This window comes from Haloarcula sp. Atlit-47R (genome assembly GCF_003665985.1).
In the GTDB taxonomy this organism is placed as follows: domain Archaea; phylum Halobacteriota; class Halobacteria; order Halobacteriales; family Haloarculaceae; genus Haloarcula; species Haloarcula taiwanensis.
Genome location: NZ_QPLQ01000006.1, coordinates 104,948 through 122,387 on the forward strand (window position 1 = coordinate 104,948; position 17,440 = coordinate 122,387).

At 54.2% G+C, this 17,440-nt stretch carries 13 protein-coding genes; 10 read left to right on the forward strand and 3 right to left on the reverse strand.

The annotated features are described in order from the left end of the window. Positions 1-43 precede the first annotated feature (43 nt). Positions 44-1,639 (forward strand): hypothetical protein, encoded by a 1,596-nt coding sequence (locus DVK00_RS18560; protein WP_121578213.1) that lies wholly within the window; start codon positions 44-46, stop codon positions 1,637-1,639. A 334-nt stretch (positions 1,640-1,973) separates the two neighbouring features. On the opposite strand, the gene DVK00_RS18565 is transcribed toward DVK00_RS18560, so the two are convergent. The 3 genes from DVK00_RS18565 to DVK00_RS21215 all read right to left on the reverse strand — a co-directional run bounded on the left by DVK00_RS18565 (position 1,974) and on the right by DVK00_RS21215 (position 6,303). After that, positions 1,974-2,441 carry a DUF555 domain-containing protein gene (locus DVK00_RS18565; protein ID WP_158598826.1) on the reverse strand — a complete coding sequence of 156 codons (468 nt, stop codon included), beginning with the start codon at positions 2,439-2,441 and terminating at the stop codon, positions 1,974-1,976. Positions 2,442-3,270: 829 nt separating this feature from the next. Beyond that, the gene (locus DVK00_RS18570; RefSeq protein WP_121578215.1) at positions 3,271-5,160 is read right to left on the reverse strand and encodes a hypothetical protein; all 1,890 of its coding nucleotides are present in this window, start codon (positions 5,158-5,160) and stop codon (positions 3,271-3,273) included. 525 nt (positions 5,161-5,685) lie between these two features. Further along, positions 5,686-6,303: a hypothetical protein gene (locus DVK00_RS21215; protein WP_147435901.1), complete on the reverse strand. Its 618-nt coding sequence runs from the start codon at positions 6,301-6,303 to the stop codon at positions 5,686-5,688. A 797-nt stretch (positions 6,304-7,100) separates the two neighbouring features. Here DVK00_RS21215 and DVK00_RS18575 point away from each other — a divergent pair. The 9 genes from DVK00_RS18575 (at position 7,101) to DVK00_RS18605 (ending at position 17,304) form a co-directional block, all read left to right on the forward strand. Beyond that, on the forward strand, positions 7,101-8,906 hold the full coding sequence (locus tag DVK00_RS18575; RefSeq protein ID WP_121578216.1) for a hypothetical protein: 1,806 nt from the start codon (positions 7,101-7,103) through the stop codon (positions 8,904-8,906). A 208-nt stretch (positions 8,907-9,114) separates the two neighbouring features. Next, positions 9,115-9,633 (forward strand): hypothetical protein, encoded by a 519-nt coding sequence (locus DVK00_RS21220; RefSeq protein WP_147435902.1) that lies wholly within the window; start codon positions 9,115-9,117, stop codon positions 9,631-9,633. Positions 9,634-9,949: 316 nt separating this feature from the next. Beyond that, positions 9,950-10,864, forward strand: a complete 915-nt coding sequence (locus tag DVK00_RS18580) for a transcription initiation factor IIB family protein (protein WP_158598827.1) — start codon at positions 9,950-9,952, stop codon at positions 10,862-10,864. A 152-nt stretch (positions 10,865-11,016) separates the two neighbouring features. After that, entirely contained in the window at positions 11,017-12,033 is a 1,017-nt protein-coding gene (locus DVK00_RS18585; protein ID WP_121578218.1) for a DNA polymerase sliding clamp, read from the forward strand. Between the two features lie 73 nt (positions 12,034-12,106). Next, positions 12,107-12,970, forward strand: coding sequence for a DUF6166 domain-containing protein (locus tag DVK00_RS18590; RefSeq protein WP_121578219.1), 864 nt, complete (start codon positions 12,107-12,109; stop codon positions 12,968-12,970). A 432-nt stretch (positions 12,971-13,402) separates the two neighbouring features. Continuing rightward, positions 13,403-14,695, forward strand: coding sequence for a hypothetical protein (locus DVK00_RS18595; protein WP_233560836.1), 1,293 nt, complete (start codon positions 13,403-13,405; stop codon positions 14,693-14,695). Between the two features lie 115 nt (positions 14,696-14,810). Then, entirely contained in the window at positions 14,811-15,386 is a 576-nt protein-coding gene (locus DVK00_RS18600; RefSeq protein WP_121578220.1) for a hypothetical protein, read from the forward strand. Positions 15,387-15,427: 41 nt separating this feature from the next. After that, entirely contained in the window at positions 15,428-15,550 is a 123-nt protein-coding gene (locus DVK00_RS22335; RefSeq protein WP_255410833.1) for a hypothetical protein, read from the forward strand. Positions 15,551-15,690: 140 nt separating this feature from the next. Further along, complete coding sequence (locus DVK00_RS18605) at positions 15,691-17,304, forward strand: AAA family ATPase (RefSeq protein WP_121578221.1); 1,614 nt, start codon at positions 15,691-15,693, stop codon at positions 17,302-17,304. The last annotated feature ends 136 nt before the right edge of the window (positions 17,305-17,440 follow it).

Genomic DNA, 17,440 nt, shown 5'->3' on the forward strand with positions numbered 1-17,440 from the left:
ATCTCGTGCCGGTCCACCCCGTGAGCCCCTCAGAGAGACGACCATGAGTGTCAACACTAACTCCGACGTAGCGTCCCGTGCGGCAACCATCAGCGGCGAGTTCGAGACAATCGGTGTCGACATGCCGCCGGCATCGGTGGAAGAGCAGATGGAGTCGATGACCGCGTTCAAGGTGCCTGTCGACGACGCACAGGTGGCGGTCGTTCGCAAGCTCATCGATGAGTTCGACCTTTCGGACGACGACGTCTCCGAGGACCTCGCGGCTCTGGCGGGCTACAGTTCCAGTGGCGGTCGGTCAGAAGACTTCGACCGAACGCTCCTCAGTGAGATAGCGGACCTCGGCGACGAAGAGTGGGTGGACGTTCGAGCACAGGTCATCGACCTCTGGGATGTAACGCATGACTCCATGGCTCAGGTCGGCCTCGTGGCAGACGAGAGTGCCCAGATGAAGTTCGTCAAGTGGGCGAAGAACACCGACGAGCTCCCGACTCTCGAAGAAGGTGTGACCTACGACTTCTCGTCGGTCATCACCAACGAGTACGAGGGCAAATTCAGTATCTCGCTCAACAAAGCCAGTAGCGTCGTAGAGGCCGAACAGGAAGTCATCCCGGCCGACGGCTCTGTGAGTGTCACCGGGACGCTCGTCGCCATCGAGGATGGCTCTGGGCTCATCAAGCGCTGCCCGGAGGAGAACTGCAGTCGACTGGTGACGAACGGCCGCTGTGCTGAACACGGTGAGGTCGATGGTGAGTTCGACCTTCGTATCAAGGCGATTCTCGACGATGGTCAGTCGGCAGTCCGGGCGCTGTTCAACGACGAAATGACCGAAGCGGTCACTGGCATGAGCCTGGAGGAAGCTATCGAGATGGCGATGGAAACAGTGGATCCCACTGTCGTACTCAACGCCTTCCGAGACCAGCTCATCGGCCGGACCTTCGAAGTCAGTGGTCCCGTCATCGGCGACTACTTCCTCGTCGACGATGTGGCCCAGACAGTCTACTCCAGTGAACAGCCTGGTCTGGAAGACGGTGCCCTCGATCCGGCACGAACGCAGCGCCAACCGGCCAAGCGTGTCTTCGCACAGGACCTGAATCAGGCGACGCACTCGTTTACCCGTCCCGAAGACGGTGAGGAGGACCGAGCGCCGAACTTCTCACTGCTCCCCTCCGGTGAAGCAGCCAACCGGGTCTTCGTCGTTGGAACGCTCATGGAGACGAAGGATGTCGGGACGGACTCAGAGTACTGGCGCGGGACGGTCATGGCGGCTTCTGAATCGGTCAGTGTCTACGCTGGTGAGTACCAGCCGGAGGCGATGCAGATCCTCTCTTCGACCGAGACGCCCTGCTATGTGGCTGTAATCGGGAAGATACACAGCTACGAGACGGATTACGGAATCAACGTCTCGCTCCAGCCTGAACACATTTCGGTGGTAGACGAAGCGGTTCGGGACTCGTGGGTAGCAGAGACACTGGACGCTACCCAGGACCGACTAGGCGCGCTGGAAAGCGGTGAGACTGAGGAAGCAGACGCTGTGTTGGCTGTTTACGAGGGGAATACGGCCGACGTCGAGGCGGCGGTTGAGGACGCTGTCGAGGAACTGGTAGCCGAGATGGACGTCCCGGAGACACCAGCTCAGTAGGAGCCCCAGTTCTGGTTGTCCTTGCTTAGTAGAGATTTCCAAGTGGATTGTATACGTACGGACGCTGACTTCGACTCTGTGTGTAGGTCATATTTAAGCGAGTATACGATACATAGACTCTCGACTGGCGTGTCGTCAAAAGTGCTGCTGGTATACTCTTTTCCGAAACTTCTGACAGCGAGTATCAGGCCCAAGTAGGAGGGTGCATAGTGCCCTCATCTGATTAGGAGGGTTATGAGGACACGAACATTAGTAGGGGACGCAGTAAGAAAAACTCAGAGCCTGATATTCACTATCTTCAATAATTTTGATACAATTTCAAGACAATGTCCTGTTACGAACCAGATTTGTGTATGTTGCTGGAAGTGGAAGGCTCTGTAGTCTCCTGACGATTCTCTGCCGGAAGACCGAGTTCAGCAAACGAGACAGATGAGTCCTCGATGTCGTCGACGGGGATCGAGTCGACGACTGTTAGTGGGATATCTTTCATCCGAGAGCCGAGTTCGCGTTTGACAAGGGTCGTACTTTCATCTACTGAGCTGGCCTCTATCTCCACTGTAATGTCCAGTACGACCATGGCGTAGCCGTGTGTGCAAAGCACTGCTTCCATCTCCCAGCTACAGCTTGGGCAGGCAACGTCTTGGACCGAAATACCGGCAGAACGAACCGCTGAGGCGTCTGCTCGACGGCCAACCTCCGCCACGGCGATATTGATCGCATCTTGGACGCCTGGAGCCCCCGGAACGACCCACGGCAGCGTGAGTCGTACTTGATACCAGTCTTCTGACTGCCCTGCATCCATGCTCATGGTGAGCTGTTATCTGGAGTATTCGTCTTCACACAGCTAGGCACATCGGGTGCTTCGTTGGCTGTTGAAACTGTGCTACTCTTCAAAATCTGGCTATGGATCATGATTGGGAGGGTATCTAACGAGCGCCAGCAGGAGGGCTGACACATTGGAGGGCCATGACCCCTGTCCCGTTATCGACGAGGGGTAATTTGGTGGGCTGACTATGGAGGGCTATCTCACCCGCAAGCGGTGCATTGCAGGGCTTCGATTCAGGCTTTCTCCGCAATGCACTCTTTAGCGGGGATTGATATAATGACTCCAGAGTTACAACAGTTGCAATGGTGCCTGATTCTTATCGATATGGTTGGGTCCATCCAATCGATAGCGATCTTCAATTGTTGCCGCAGCGGTGAATCCGCTCCCATTTTGAGAACTCCTTGCTACCGCGAGATTCATACCGTCGATGGCCTGTGTGTAGTCCCAAAGAAGTGCGTACGAGCCCGCAAATTGCCTCTGTGGGTCGGTAGCCGAACCCCTGATGGAGGAATCCTCGCGCTTTAGCGTGCGGGGGATATCAATCTCGCAATTCGACTGACTCAAGAACTCAAAGGGCGCATTTCTAATAACACATTAACCAACACTGGGTGGGTAAAGAACCGAATTGTTGGTTAAGACAAGAACACACTCCCACTCATGAGCCATCGAAGGGAAGAATAGAGATCTGAGTTCGTCGCTGAACTCGGGGGGTGTTAGTGGTCGTTACAGTTCTGTTGGACAGTTGCAGCACTCTCGTTGGTGTGAGAGACGTACCTTGAGATCCAAACGACGGTTCCAGTGGTGTTCACTGCTGAACCTCCTGGGGCCGGAGTTCTTCGTACTCAGAGCAGCTGTCGACACCAGCACGGTCGAGGCAGATTGGGTGATAGAACGCCCGGACATCGCTGTCGTAGGACATCGAGCCGGATTGATGTTGGCACACCCAGCAGGCTGAGGAATCCCATGCACTATCCGAAGATAGGTGGGTATCAGTCTGCTCATCCGCTCCGTTGGAGACAGTCTCCTCGGCGGTGGGCTGTGCTATCGTCGATTGACTGGTGACGGTAGCGATCTCGGCAGACATGATCCAATTCAGCCAGTCCGAATCGGGCCATTCAGTCGAGGTATCGCCAACATATCTCGCCATTGCGTTCGCAGATTCGCCCGTAGACTCGTCTTCACTGGCAGCGTTGCTGCGCTTGTGGGTTGGAGGAGTAGGGCGGTGTTGCGTTGGCGGTCGCCTCGTTGACGTTAGAGCGGCCTTCTCGAGGATGTGAATGTCGCTATCCCATCGAGAATTTAGCGAGGGCTGGTCGTTGAACTCCCCTTTGCGGAAGTCCGTGAGACGAACCAAATCGCCTTCGTTCGGTTCCACAAAGATGCTCTCAGACACAATCACCTCGCCGTCGGCATCGTCTGGATCCGAAGTCGAACGGGTGATAACTCGTTCGCTGGGTTTCCAGACTGCAACGTACGCGAAGCCGGAATCATCCTCCAGAATAAATCCGAACTTGATCTTCGGATTATCCGGATAATACACTCGCTTCACTCGTCCCTGAGTGGAGACATACCCCCTCGTAGAGTAGGTATTGGTGTACTGGATGTTGCCGATCTTCAGTACATTCCGAGGATCGTGTTTCTCCAGTTCTGACTGGCTCAGGACTGCAGATGAAAGATCCCGTCCATCTAACACGCAGCGTGCTAAGACAGATGCCATCTGGACAGGCGTCTTCGTTCGAATTTCGTGGGCATGCGGGAAGTCCGTGTAGAAGCGCTTGGCTTCAGCTAGGACTTCAGGCACACTCTCAGGATAGCTTGCTTCGAGTTCTCGAAGCGGGTCTGACTGTTCCTGAATCGATTGTTCGAATTGCTCGCTACGTCGCTGTGGGACGATGCTGTTCTGCTCCTCGCGATAGATCGCTAAGGCATCAGTGTGTGCATCGAGTACAGCAGCAACGCCAGACGTCTGACCGTGTTGGTCGATTCCGTTGGTCACCTTCTTGAGCTCGTAATCGAGTGCAAGTCGGCGTTCGATACCTGGAATCGAGGACCGCGAGTACTGCTCCGGGTTTGGAACGATTGCTCCGAGTGGGAGCGTCGAACCATCCGGGAGTGATACTTCGAAGTCGGTCGGTTCTATCCCCAAAGCAGACGCAGGCGTCTGCTCTGCGTTCGGGATGTAGTCACGCGAACGGAGTCGAAGCGTCCGGAAATCGAGTTGATTCCACGGGACGAGCTTCTGGTCCGTTGGCGTCGTGGTATCAGCGGAACCACTGGGGTAAGATTCATCGAGGCCAGAGGATACACCAACTAACTGGTCGCCAGTCGGATCGGTGAGTTTGTCTGCGCCTTTCAGGATGAGCGCGCTGCTCGGCGGAACAGAGTCAGGTTCGGACAGTGCATCGGGTGCGCTGCCAATCACGTTGATCTCTGCCCTCCGTTCGTCGCTACGGGAGGGAACCATGGGTTGCCCATCGAACCATCCGTAGCAGTCGCTCTCGGAGAGCGTTGCGCTTTCTTGCCCAGCCACGTCCCAGTCTGAAGGAATGTCGTCACTGCGAGCCTCGACCGCATCGAGGCCCATGTAGCGTCGGACATACGGGGACTGGGGAACGTCGCCATGGTGGGTGTCGGTACTTCCGCTCTTCTTGTGATCGTCCTCGTTGGAGCGATCGCTGTTGCTGTCGCTGTTCATTCAATGGAAGAAAGCAACCCGATGCTTTCCGTTCTCAAAGACGGGTGTACTGAGTATAACTGTAGCTGCTAAATACAGCTCTGTCTGGCGATTATCGAAGGACAACCACACAAAATCCACACATCTGCCGTGGAGGCTGGCTTCGGCTTCTGGGCGGGGAAATAGTGACCGTGGCTACACGCCAATCTCACACCTCAGCAGCGGCTCAGAAGTATCGAAAGGAAAGGCGAGGTTTGCCTTCCTCCATTGAATGGGACCGTTCAAGGTCCATTTTCGGATACGCTTGACGTAGATATAACCATAGCGGTGGTCAGGACTCCAACCTCACTGCCGGAGATGGGTTTTCTGTATATTTTGTTCTGCTACAGATGTAGGAAATGCCGACTCTGCTGAAACCCTCAGCTACAATCAGCTTACACATATTCTGCTAAGTAGAGCTGACAAACTCTAAAAAACACGAGCCAGACGCCACAGAAGAATAGGATAGTGGCGAGGGTGGTTGAGAAGGACGGAGTCGATGCGCAATCATCTGTACGGATTCTTTGCAATGTCCCATCGCCGCTCAGACATATTTGCCCGCGGGTTAGGATAACTTCGATACATTTCCAGCGTTTCCGGCAATGCACCAAGTGTGTCTGGTGTCCTATGCCGGATACTGACTGCGTGTCCAACCTCAAGTGGATTAGGGCCCTGCCAGTCGTGGCGGCGGGGATACTCTTCGAATAAAGTCTCTACAAATTCGAGATCCAAACGTTCTGACTCGAAATGGTCCGGTTCCAGCCAAGCTACGGAATAATCCGCTGAAATGTAATCATAGGTGGTTTCGCGGATATTTTTCGATCTATTTCGGTACTGTACTTCCAGTACTACCCCGCTGCCATAGAACTCATCCCGTGACTCAAATTCGACGAGTGCATCGGCCTGACGCCGATCATTATTGGTTGGAGTGTAGCTAACATCAACACCCATTTCCACACCGAGTCGTACAGCACGTTCGCCCCACTCGTCATTCAGTGCTGCTGCCGCGAGGGCTTTGCAGCGGCGGTGAGTTTCTGATTCTTCAGTACCTGGGCAGTCTTCACCACGCTGTTCGTTGATATGGTAAAAATGCCGGGCAACTTCGTTACCGCCTCGTGGATACATTCCCCCACCGCAATCCGGACACGCCACTACCTGCCGGTTCTTAATTTCGGCGGGAGCGACTATTCGTCCATGTAACCGTCCACGAAATGGCACTGTTCAGTTGCTACTAAGACTTGCTCTATACTATACTTTGTCCGGGTAAAACCCTATTTTCGGCAAAGCATCTGGATCTCAACTGCCCATATAAGAGTTCCCAGCATTAAGGTGAATTACACATCGATAACGGGGGGTATGGGTTGCGGTTTCGTTGGCCCCATACTGTACTATTCACTCGATACTGACTGGTGGGTCGCATATCGAGAATCGAAGTGGGTTCAGTCTCGAGTCCCAACATACAAGGGTGTCATATTTTACAACATATAATCAATTCACAGACTCTAGAATATCAGGATGAAAAGTAACGATATGAAACACGTACAAATAGAATTGATTGAGGACGAATACGAGTGATTTCGTAAGCTCGCGAAGGATTACAGATTCTCACTCAAAGAAGCCAGTCGTGAGGCAGTTGTTGAGTGGATTGAACGCCAACAGCAGGTTGATCCGAGTGATGTAGCTTTCACAGTCTTGAGAAATGGATGACTCTTCACTTTTCTCAAAAACGACAGCGGATTCCGGTCAGCAATATGATCTCGTAGAGGAACGGCATGGCGGCGGTGAATCGTTCGTTCTCGATGAAAGTCCCTCTTCAGACATCTAACACCACGCCAGTATTTGCCCCCAAAGGGGGTTGAGGGAGTTCGAGAGGTGGCGATGGTGACATCGTGGCCTTCGAGCCTCACGTGGTGTTCCAAGCAATGAGTGCTAACTATAGACAGCGTGGCCAGAACCGACTAACGAACGCAGAAATCGAGCAGGGTAGCCGCTTCGACGAATTAGATATGCGCGGCCTCTACGCGAGTCCGCATCTGCAGAGTGACTGCTTGGGGACTCGCTTGGAGAACGCCGGCGAACTGTTGCTCGCCGCTCGCTCCGAGCCCGAATACGATGAATTCGGGGAGCCAATCGAAGGCACTGGTCAGGTAGAACTTGATTCCCACTGGGTGAACGCTAGCCTCCGAACGAGCGTCGCTACGGATATCGACCCGATAGATCTAGCCGACGAGGATCTCACTGGCCTCCCACTGGAAGCGCAAGAGCGCCTGCATGGGCTTCGATCCGAACGCAAACGCCAGCGTGAGAAAGCCTTGGCTGCAGCTGTAATCGGTATCGACCGAGAGGCTCGTCGACGCGATGAACTCCTCGATGAGCAGCGCAATCGTCGGGGGGACTACCTGGACCGCATACTCGGCGCCGGCCTCACTCGCTACGATCCGTTTGCCCGACTCGACGATGAGACCGCAGCAAGCGTTCGCGAGACGGCCGCGAAACTGTCTAATCGGTTGCTCACTGGCCCAACACTCGAGGCCCTTGAACACCGCCTTGCGGGCAAGGTTCTCGGTGGGCAGTCACTCTACACAGCGATGTCGAACCTTCAGGATGAGTGCTTCCAGGAGGGAGGCGTTATTCAGCCCATCGCGACGGTCCCTGTTATCCCATCGAAGTACAACGTTGAGGCCGACATCCAGGGCGAGGTCACGACACTCTGGCAGCCAAAATCGTCGTCCCAACAGCAGGTCGGCATCATCAAAGACGACACGGGGACAATCAAGTTCACCATCTGGACTCGTTCAGGGCAGGATGTCATTCTCCACGAAGGCGACCTCGTCCGAATCGTCGCCGGAAAGGTCGGAAAGTACAACGACCAAGCGACGCTTGCGGCGGATTCTGAGACGCTCATTACTATCATCGACCGGGGGGATGGTCCGGCGCCGCGGGGCGACATCGCTGACGTCGACTGGGAGGCGGTCAAAGAGCGCAACATCAAGCGCGGAATCGAACAACCTCACCAAGTCCATTCGGCGAACACGATCCCGGCTATGGGTGCGCCTGGTGTCGAGAAGGTTTCTCGTCCTGTCCATACACCACCCGACCGGCTTGATGAGTCGGAGGGCAACGGCGTCGACGCTGGAGAGTGGCTGAAGGCGACAGAAATCTACGAAGAAGGTGGCGCGATTCCACTCCCCGAGTGGTGGCGGACTCAGGATAACGTCGTCACCGTCGACGTCGACGAGGATGCCTCCAGTCAAGCGGTCAACGCTGCTATCCAAGAAGTTGTCGCGAATACGTCAGCACCGGATTCTGACCCTGCATCAGCCGGATTGGGGGCCACTTATACTGCTCAGACCGATGCCGAACAAGTGGTTGTTCCCGATGGCGGGCAGACCTTACACACGGCTTCGATCCCTCCCGGGAAACGCCGATTCTGGGCGCTCATTCGTGATGAAGCGTTGTTCGGAACTGCACTGCAGTCAGCGAGTGAATCCGCGCCAGCGTCGACTGCAGCTAGCGAGCTCGTGGGTGTCGCAGAGCGGCAGGAAGATGTCGAAACGACGGCTACCTCAGAGCCGGATATCATCCTTCCGTCGACAAGTGCGACGTGTCCGGAGTGTACTCACGACCGGGCACACTATCGCCTCGTCCAGCTGCGTTCTATTGACGAACCTCCAACGAGAATGCTGACCTGCTGTAAGTGTGCTAATCGATGGCGAGAGGACAACTAATTCAAAGTCGTAAACAAAAATCCAGAATCATATAAATACGATTTTGACTTGCAGTTTACGCAGCTCCCTGATTACACCGTTCAAAACACCCGGTTTCTTCCCTCCCGGTGAAGAGAGAGGAGAGCCGGTGAGTCTCTCTTTCTGGGATTTTTCCCGCTTTCAGTTTCACATATCGTGAACCCACTCACCAGCGCTTCCAAGCACTATCATGAGCTTCTACGCTTCTATTTCCGGCTACATCACGTACCGTTCGAACGAACATCTCGAAGCTGTCCTTGACTATCTCAAAGAGGGAGACTGGATCAATGACAGTGAACAGTGGCTCGTCGACGGTGATTCAACTCACACCCGAGGCCAGCCCGCTGTTAATCACCACAGCAACTCTCTCTTCATCCCATTTGGACACTATCGCAATTTGGCCCGAGTGACGACGGAACTTTTTGCAGGAGCGACTGATGGGTGCGTCGTCAGCGCATCTACCGATGGTTGCTTCGATGCCTGGCGTGAGACACCGCTCGACACTGCTTCTGGTGTTTCACCGGGGGCAGGCGGAGCTGTTTCTTCGGTCGAATGCATCGATCTCGTTGACTACGCACGGCTCCGAGGGCTGGGAACCAGAACCCCCAGCGAACCTGGATATATTGAGTGGCAGCAGTCTGTAGTCGGTGCGTTCCACGATGAGTACGATCCCGATCTCCCTGAATATCTGACGCGGTCAATTTCTTAGACCAGTCGGTGCTCGATGGAGAGTACTGAATGAACTCTCGCTCCAGATGCTACGTTCTATTGGGACTAATCAGAAGGCAGCGATCCCGATAAGGAACTGTACGGATTCGTAGCGAAACAACTCTTCACGCTGATTTGTGCGCCCCCCGTTGGATAGGGGCCGACGAACTGTTGTCCCGCATTCAATGTCCACAGAATCTTCACCCGCAACTGGTCGTCGACATCAGAAACAAGAACGCTCAGAACTCTCTACGGAAGAAACGCCAACGTCCCGGCTAGCATCTGAGTGCTGCTGTCCTGAGTGTGAGAGCGACCATTTGGTCGTCGAGCAAAATGAAAGGTACTGCGAGGGATGTGGCCTCGTTGTCCACCGTGACGACCTTGATCGTCGCCGGAGGTGGAACTACACCGAGAGTGGACGTGAGCCCGAACGGACTGGCTCTCCAACCACCCATCGGCTTCACGACCGAGGCCTCTCGACCGATATCGGCTACTACCGGGACGGCGCCGGAAACCCGCTCAATGCGAATACTCAACGGCTGTTTTCGCGCCTCCGTCGCTGGGATGCTCAGTCGAAAGTCCCCTCAAAGCGGGATAAATCGCTGAGGGATGGGCTTAGCGAGATTGCTCGGTTGATTAGCGTTCTGGACCTCTCTGACTCGGTATTCGACGAAGCAGTGGATATCTATCGGAATGCGTGGGATGCGAACTTGCTCAAGGGTCGCTCTATCGAGGCGATTGCCAGTGGTAGTGTCTTCGCTGCCACCCGGTTGGAACAGCTACCCCGGCATAGAAGTGAGGTCGCCGACGTCGCCCGTGTCGACAGTGATGCGATCAATAACGCCTATACGCAGATGAATCGGGAATTAGAGTTGGCAATCCCACCACCCCTTCCGCAAGATTTCCTCCCACGTATTGCGTCAGCAATCGGGGCGGGCAATTACATTGAACAACGTGCCCGAGAGCTGCTTCTTTGTCCTGCGGTCGGCAGACTTTCGAATGGACGACCGCCGTCTGGCGTTGCAGCCGCCGCATTATATCACGCTCAACAGGCTGAGACCGGGGAAAAACGTGCATCTCAAAAGGCCATTGCTGAAGCTGGCTTCACCTCCACACTCACTATCCGAACAATCTGGCGGAAGCTTCAGGAGCTCGAAGAGGAAGGCAAATTGTGCGAGAACGCCGACACGATCCCTACGTTACACACCGACAGTAATCCAGTCAAGCAGTAGCGTAGGACGATTGGAAATGAACATCTCCAATGCTGATTTGTCACCCCCGATGCGGTGAGGGGAGATAAGCCTGCAAGTGTGCTATAAAAGAGCCACTGCATTCCTTGGACTTTCCCGCCACTGCGAATCTATCGCAGAGCAACTAATCGATTATGAGCACGAACACTGAATCCACAGCAGACGCACAGCCTGAAGACGATATCGACAATCTGGAAATCGAAGCCGACCCGGAAGGTACGGTTGAGGAAGACGCTACTGACGCAACAACAAACGAAGAGGTCGATGGTGAGGCTAATATCGACAGTGAGCCAGCAGCCGACCTGACCGACGAGCAAGACACCAGTGAGGAGTCGATAGCAGAGGCTTCCGACGAAGCTGATGCCGAAGACGAGACTGAGGAGGAAAGCGTACTCACGGGCCCTCCAGAGCGCTTTCAGGCTGCGATCTTGGGTGGCGAACTCAAGAATTTCATCTCAACGCTGCGAGTCATCGTCGACGAGGCGAAACTGACTGTTGGATCGGACGGCATTACTAGCAGAGCGGTTGACCCAGCGAACGTCGCGATGTACGATCTAGAGCTGTCGGCTGCTGCATTCGAATCCTACGAGTCCAGTGACGGCTTGCTGGGAGTCAATCTGGAGCGATTCGAGTCCGTTCTCAAACTCGCAAAGAAAGATGATCTCGTCCAGATTTCGTTCGACACTTCCACGTACAAGCTTCTCATCGTCATCGACGGTGTCGAGTTCACGATGGCGTGTATCGACCCCGATAGTATACGGCAGGAGCCCGAGATTCCGGAGATGGAACTCCCAATCAGCCTTACCGTCGAGGGGAGCCAGATATCGCGAGCGGTGAAGGCTGCTGACATGGTCTCCGATCACATCGGATTCCGCTGCGTAGAAGCTGACAAGACACTGTTCATCGAAGCTGAAGGCGATACCGATGACGTCTCGCTCAGACTCACTGCTGACGAATACGAGAGTCTAGACGCCGCTGACGGACGAGCACTATTCAGTCTTGACTATATCAAGAACATCTCGAAAAAGCTCCCCAAGACTGACGATGTCACTCTCACATTCGGAGACCAATTCCCGATGCTGGTAGACTACGAAATTGCAGACGGCGAGTGTAGTGTCGCAGCGATGGTGGCACCACGTATCGAGACTTGAAATCCCGGGAGGGTTATCCTGGTCTCTCTTCCGGTGTCTTTCGACGAAATTACAGTTGAGGTTTGGAGTATCTATGCCATCAAAAACAGACTACGCTAGAAAAACGAAATGGAAGAACGGCCCCTATCGAGGACAACGGGGTGTCGGAGGGAACGTTGTCTACGCCGACACGAGTCTACTCGACAAACACCTCTTCGTGCACAACGTGTCGCCGGGAGGATTTGACTGGGGACAGGATGCATCGGATGACAAAGCGGGCCAACTGGCCATCGCGCTCCTTGCCCCTTGGAAAGGGGTTGATTTCGCGGTGGAGAACTACCATCTCTTTGCCGAGAACTACATCCGCCGGGAACTCAGGGAAGATACGTGGGAAGTCCGAACGCGTGACTTCCGGAACAAAGATCACTTCACAGCCTACGCTTCCAGAGACTACCCACCAAACACGGCTCCCACCCCTGGAGATGTTCCTGAGCTAGAGGACACCGACTTAGACTCAATCACGTATGCCGAGGAGATAGCATTGGCTGAAAAATACAAGGAGGTCCTGTGGACCCACGGAAATCGACGGGATAACCTCCGCCGTCTGCTCAGAATTTGGGATGGTACCGAGACTCCTCGCGATGATTCAATCTCTTCGGGCACGCTCTACAGGATAAAGGGACTCAATATCCCCTCGAATGCTCGGTCGACATTGGCGCGAGAATTCAGCTCGATGGGCGACCTCGCGGCATGGGTACTCTACTGTCCCAATCACTCCCGAATGAATGGAATCAGTAGCACCTCTGCTGAGGGGATTAAGAAATCTCGACAAGGATTCATCCAGTATTTCGGTGGGGAGGAGTTCATTCCTGAGTACGACCACTCTGAAGTCCCACTCACCGATTCGCCAACACGTGATGAGTCTCAGCAAACTCTGAACACACTCTCAGATTTGTGAGGTGAATACTCTGTTAGCGCTGATTTGTTTTCCCCTGGACGGTGGGGGAATACCCGAACAAGAACCTCCTAACACTTCTGCTTCGTGCGACAGTCCGAGGCACGACGTTACGGTGGTCTTGGTCGGGTTCTCCAATCCCCTCGCGCTCCATCTGCTGTATCGCTAACCCCCACTCTCTCATGGCGGCTCTTCTCTATATATTTTTAATACTCACACAGACTCATGTCCGCAAAACGCAGTACGAGCTCTGAAACCGAGAGCCCGTCAACATCTGAAGAACAGTCCAGCAATCACGCCGCTGGTGGCGCCACAAATCACCGCGACTCGCCAACTGTACCGATAGCCGAGCTTCTGAAACAGGAATCTGTCCTTCGATTCGCTGGTCTCACTGAACACGATTCTCAGGACTATCCAAACGAACTCGAGAGTAACATGTGGTGTCGGTCGAGTACTCCACGGACGTTCAAAGATGTCGTAAAGGCACTCCCAGCAGCGTCTTCTGGTGAACTGTGGGCGACAAACGAGTTTATCGGGACCTCCGGAGACGTTGATATCGACGCTATACGCTCCGTCGAGGGGCTGGATATCGAGGCTCTGGAACGAGGCACTGGCTCAGCTCTGGAGACGATAGCACAACAGTCGGCTGCTGAACCTGTAGTAGAAGTACAGGACCACCAGGACATCGTCGACGAGCGACGAAAAGCGTTGCACGCTCTTGGCTACGATGTCAAATTCCGGTGGCAAATCGCCAGCGACTCATACACCATCATCAATCCGCAAGAGGCGTATCTCCCAATCATCAGTGCCCTCCAGCAACGTGGAGAAGATGACGTATTCGGATGGGCTTCTTACCGGGATTGGGGTGGACTATTGAAGATGGTCGTCATCTGTCCGAGCCTTCGCCGTGTCGTCTCTGCCGGTGAGGAAGATCTGGAAGAACTGGATGGCGATGGTCTCAAAGCTGCCACCCCCGAAGACGAAGCTCCGGAAACAGTGGTGTATGGGGGCTTTCAAACTGGCTACGATTTCCGGGGGACACAGACACTCTGGGCACGGCCTATTCTATTCTTTCCTGCTTCTGGAACTGTCCTTCCCGACACGGGAAAGCGATACACTCGCCGTCACTACGGAAAGGCCACTGATGCGGCTCACGAACGGGCAAACAATCGGACTCCTATCAACGAGTGGTGGCGGTCTATCTACGACGACATCGATACCCGGATGGTCACAGTCGAAACGGCAATTCAGCGGTCGCGGGCAATCGCGTATGACTTCGAAGAACTCCCGTTCAGTCTGCAGGAGTGTTACACGTACTGGGGGATCGCGAAGAAGTACGCCGAACGGGCGGCGAATCGAGCAAAGACAATTGCCCGTCCGACAACTCGCCCAACCGTGTTCAATATCCAGTTGTCGTTGCTCATTGCGCTCCTTGAAGAGTACAATGGGTCGATGGCCTCGAATTCCTATCAAGAGTACATCGAAGTCGCCGGCGAGCTCTACCGAACACCGTCGATGATGATTCAACTGGCGATGCAGGAGCACGACAAGCAAACTACCGATTCAACTGACCGAGTGCTACCTGAGGACCAGCAGACACTCTCTGACTCGTTAGAAGATCTCGTTGACGTTCCTGGTATCACCGTGGAAACGGAATTAGATCTCTCGAACGAACAAGCGCAGCGTGTCCAAGATGGTGTACAACAGCGTCTCGACGAGTCAGTTTGAACGAAATACCCTCCCTGTGCAATAGTACCTGAAATGGATGCGGGAAAAGAGAGGTTTCAAAACGTAGCCAGTTGAGAGTCCTGTAACGACCCTTCTATTCCAAGAGAGTGCACCAATGTCAAACGATGCTGAAACGGGCTGGGACTCGAATCGAGAAGGGATAACGTACGAACAAGGTCAGGAGGTCCTCAGAGCGCAGAAAGAAGATATCGATGATATTGACGACAAGGCGCTTAGAACTGTTCGGGTCACCGCGCTACTGCTAGGCGTTGGTGCGACCGGAGTACGAGTTATTAGCATCTCAGATATCAATAACTACTTAGCAGTCGCCAGTCTGAGTACTTTTCTCCTTTCTCTATTCTTTGGTGTGGTCGTCTATGACGAGTCAAACGAGGTGATTGGTCCTACATCAAACTACCTCGGACGGATGAGTAGATATGAAGTAGATGAACCGTGGGAGAAAGACTTCTTCCACCAGCTTGAAGGGTGGATCGAAGATAATCAAGAGATAGTAGAAAAGAATGCGTATCTACTCCGGGCTTGTGAGATATTCTTCGTCACCGGACTTGCACTTGGAGCTGCCGCGTTGCTAAATTTGGAGACAGGTGAGCTTCTGGTAATACTAATACTTCTCATTGTAGCGACTGTCGTAACGCTACTCGCAATCGGTGCCAGAATAAGTAATAACTGACCATCGGGGTTTTATACGTCATGAGCTACAACCTATATACAATGACAGACCAGACACGAGGCGAAGCGGAAAACGAAGATGAGGAGTACGATTACAGCGACCCCTCAGAGACTGGTCTGCGGAGCGGAAAAGGAAGCGGCTTCATCAGCAGCATCTTCTTCTAACCTGCGTCACACTTTTTACCCTTCTGTCGGGTCATATTGCCTCTGACACGGTATAGCTGAGGCTATCCGGAAGATATTCACACTCTGTTTGTTCTCTCCCAAATCTGCGAGGAGCAACACAATTTCTCACACATAGAAGCATGTCTACTGATTCAACCACGACACAGACGAGTAGCAATGGATCTCCGGAGGGACAGCGGATTCTCTCTCATTTGGTGAATCGACTCCTGCGAGCCGAAGGAGGGAGTGTCCCTGTCGAACGGGTCACGCTCAGAGTCTCGGACTTCACTGACTTGAGCGACCAGCAAGCAGCGGACCTCATCGACGAAGGAGAGAAGAGCGGAATATACACACTCACACGAACGAGTAGCGGTAGCGCCACTATCGACAACGTCGTTCCTCAGGGAGAGGAACCCGAGGTGATTACCGCCGCATTTGGTCAGGGTCCACCAGACGGCACTGTAGACTTCCGTATCCTCGGTGTCGTAACCGATTCAATCAACGATGCACTCCAGGAAGCCGGCTACACTGGCTTTCGCGCACTCTCGGAGGCAGACATCGACGACCTCGCACACTTGACTAGTACCCTCACTGAGAGCCGTGCTGAGGCTATCGTTGCGAAAGCTAAGCAACACGTTCCTGTTGGTCATACGCTGGCCGAGCGAGCGGCATCGTACTATGCTCAGCGAAGCAATCCAGCAAGTGGCGTCGGTGAGGCCCGCGTTACTGATCTCACCAATATTACTGAGACAGTCGGTGAGCCGCGCTACCTCTCTAAAGGATGGGATGCTAGCGATGAACGCGGGATGTACGTATCTGATGTCGGTCGCAATACGACTGAGCCAGTTCCGACTGGATTGCACATCCTCGATAATCCGGACTACCCAGGTGTTCCCAAAGCAGAGACTCATCCCGATGCCAGCTACGATGCCCTGCCTGTTGACGAAGATAGGGAGGTTATCCCTCCCGCTGTCCCCATCGATCCGCGTCTTCAGCTCCCACTCGACGAACTCATTGCGAAGAAACTCGCACGAGGACTCGTTCCTATCCGAGTGGTAGGACCGCGAGGGTCGGGCAAGAACTATCTCATCAAGTACCTCTGCCACAAGACAAATCGTGGCTATCAGTCCATCGACGTCGACCGGGCGACGGAGCCCGAGGACCTCTTTGGGCCACTTGTTCCCGACGGCGACGTGATCGTCCCACGCAACGGCGCCGTGAAACAGGGGCTGATCAACGGCGATACAATCGTCATAAACGAGTTCCCTGTCATGCAAGCCGGAGCAGCGATTGCGCTGCACCGACTTCTGAACGAGGGGACACTCCTGGTCAAGAGCCACGGCGAACTCGTCGAACCACACCCCTCGGCGCGACTCATCATTACGATGAATCCGCCAACCAGAGAATACAGAGACTCGGAACCGATGAACTCGGCAACGAGAGGGCGCTTTCGGTCGTTCGAGCAACCGTACATCCAAGATATCGACGAGGAAGTCGAGACATTGTACCCGCAGGTCAACGGTGAGACCGAAGTTGTTGACCGTACGACCCTGAAGCGAATCGTCCGATTTGCTCACAAGACCCGCGAAAACGAGAACTGGCCGACTCTCAGCACACGGAATCTCACAATCCTCTGTGAGCACATCGAAGACGGAGCATCCCCGAAAGCCGCTACAAAGAATGAACTCTGGGCTGTGGCAGAACCCAATCAGTACCCGGAAGATACTCACGAGACGCTGAACGATATTTTGTGAATCTGCCTACGGCGGGAAGGGAGGTAGCCACTATCCGTCGTCATACTTACTGACCCATCTTCTGTCTGTGTTACGTACTGCCGGTCTATCTCTGAGATGCGACTGAGCCGTGTAGGCTTGCAAAAAGTGTATGCAC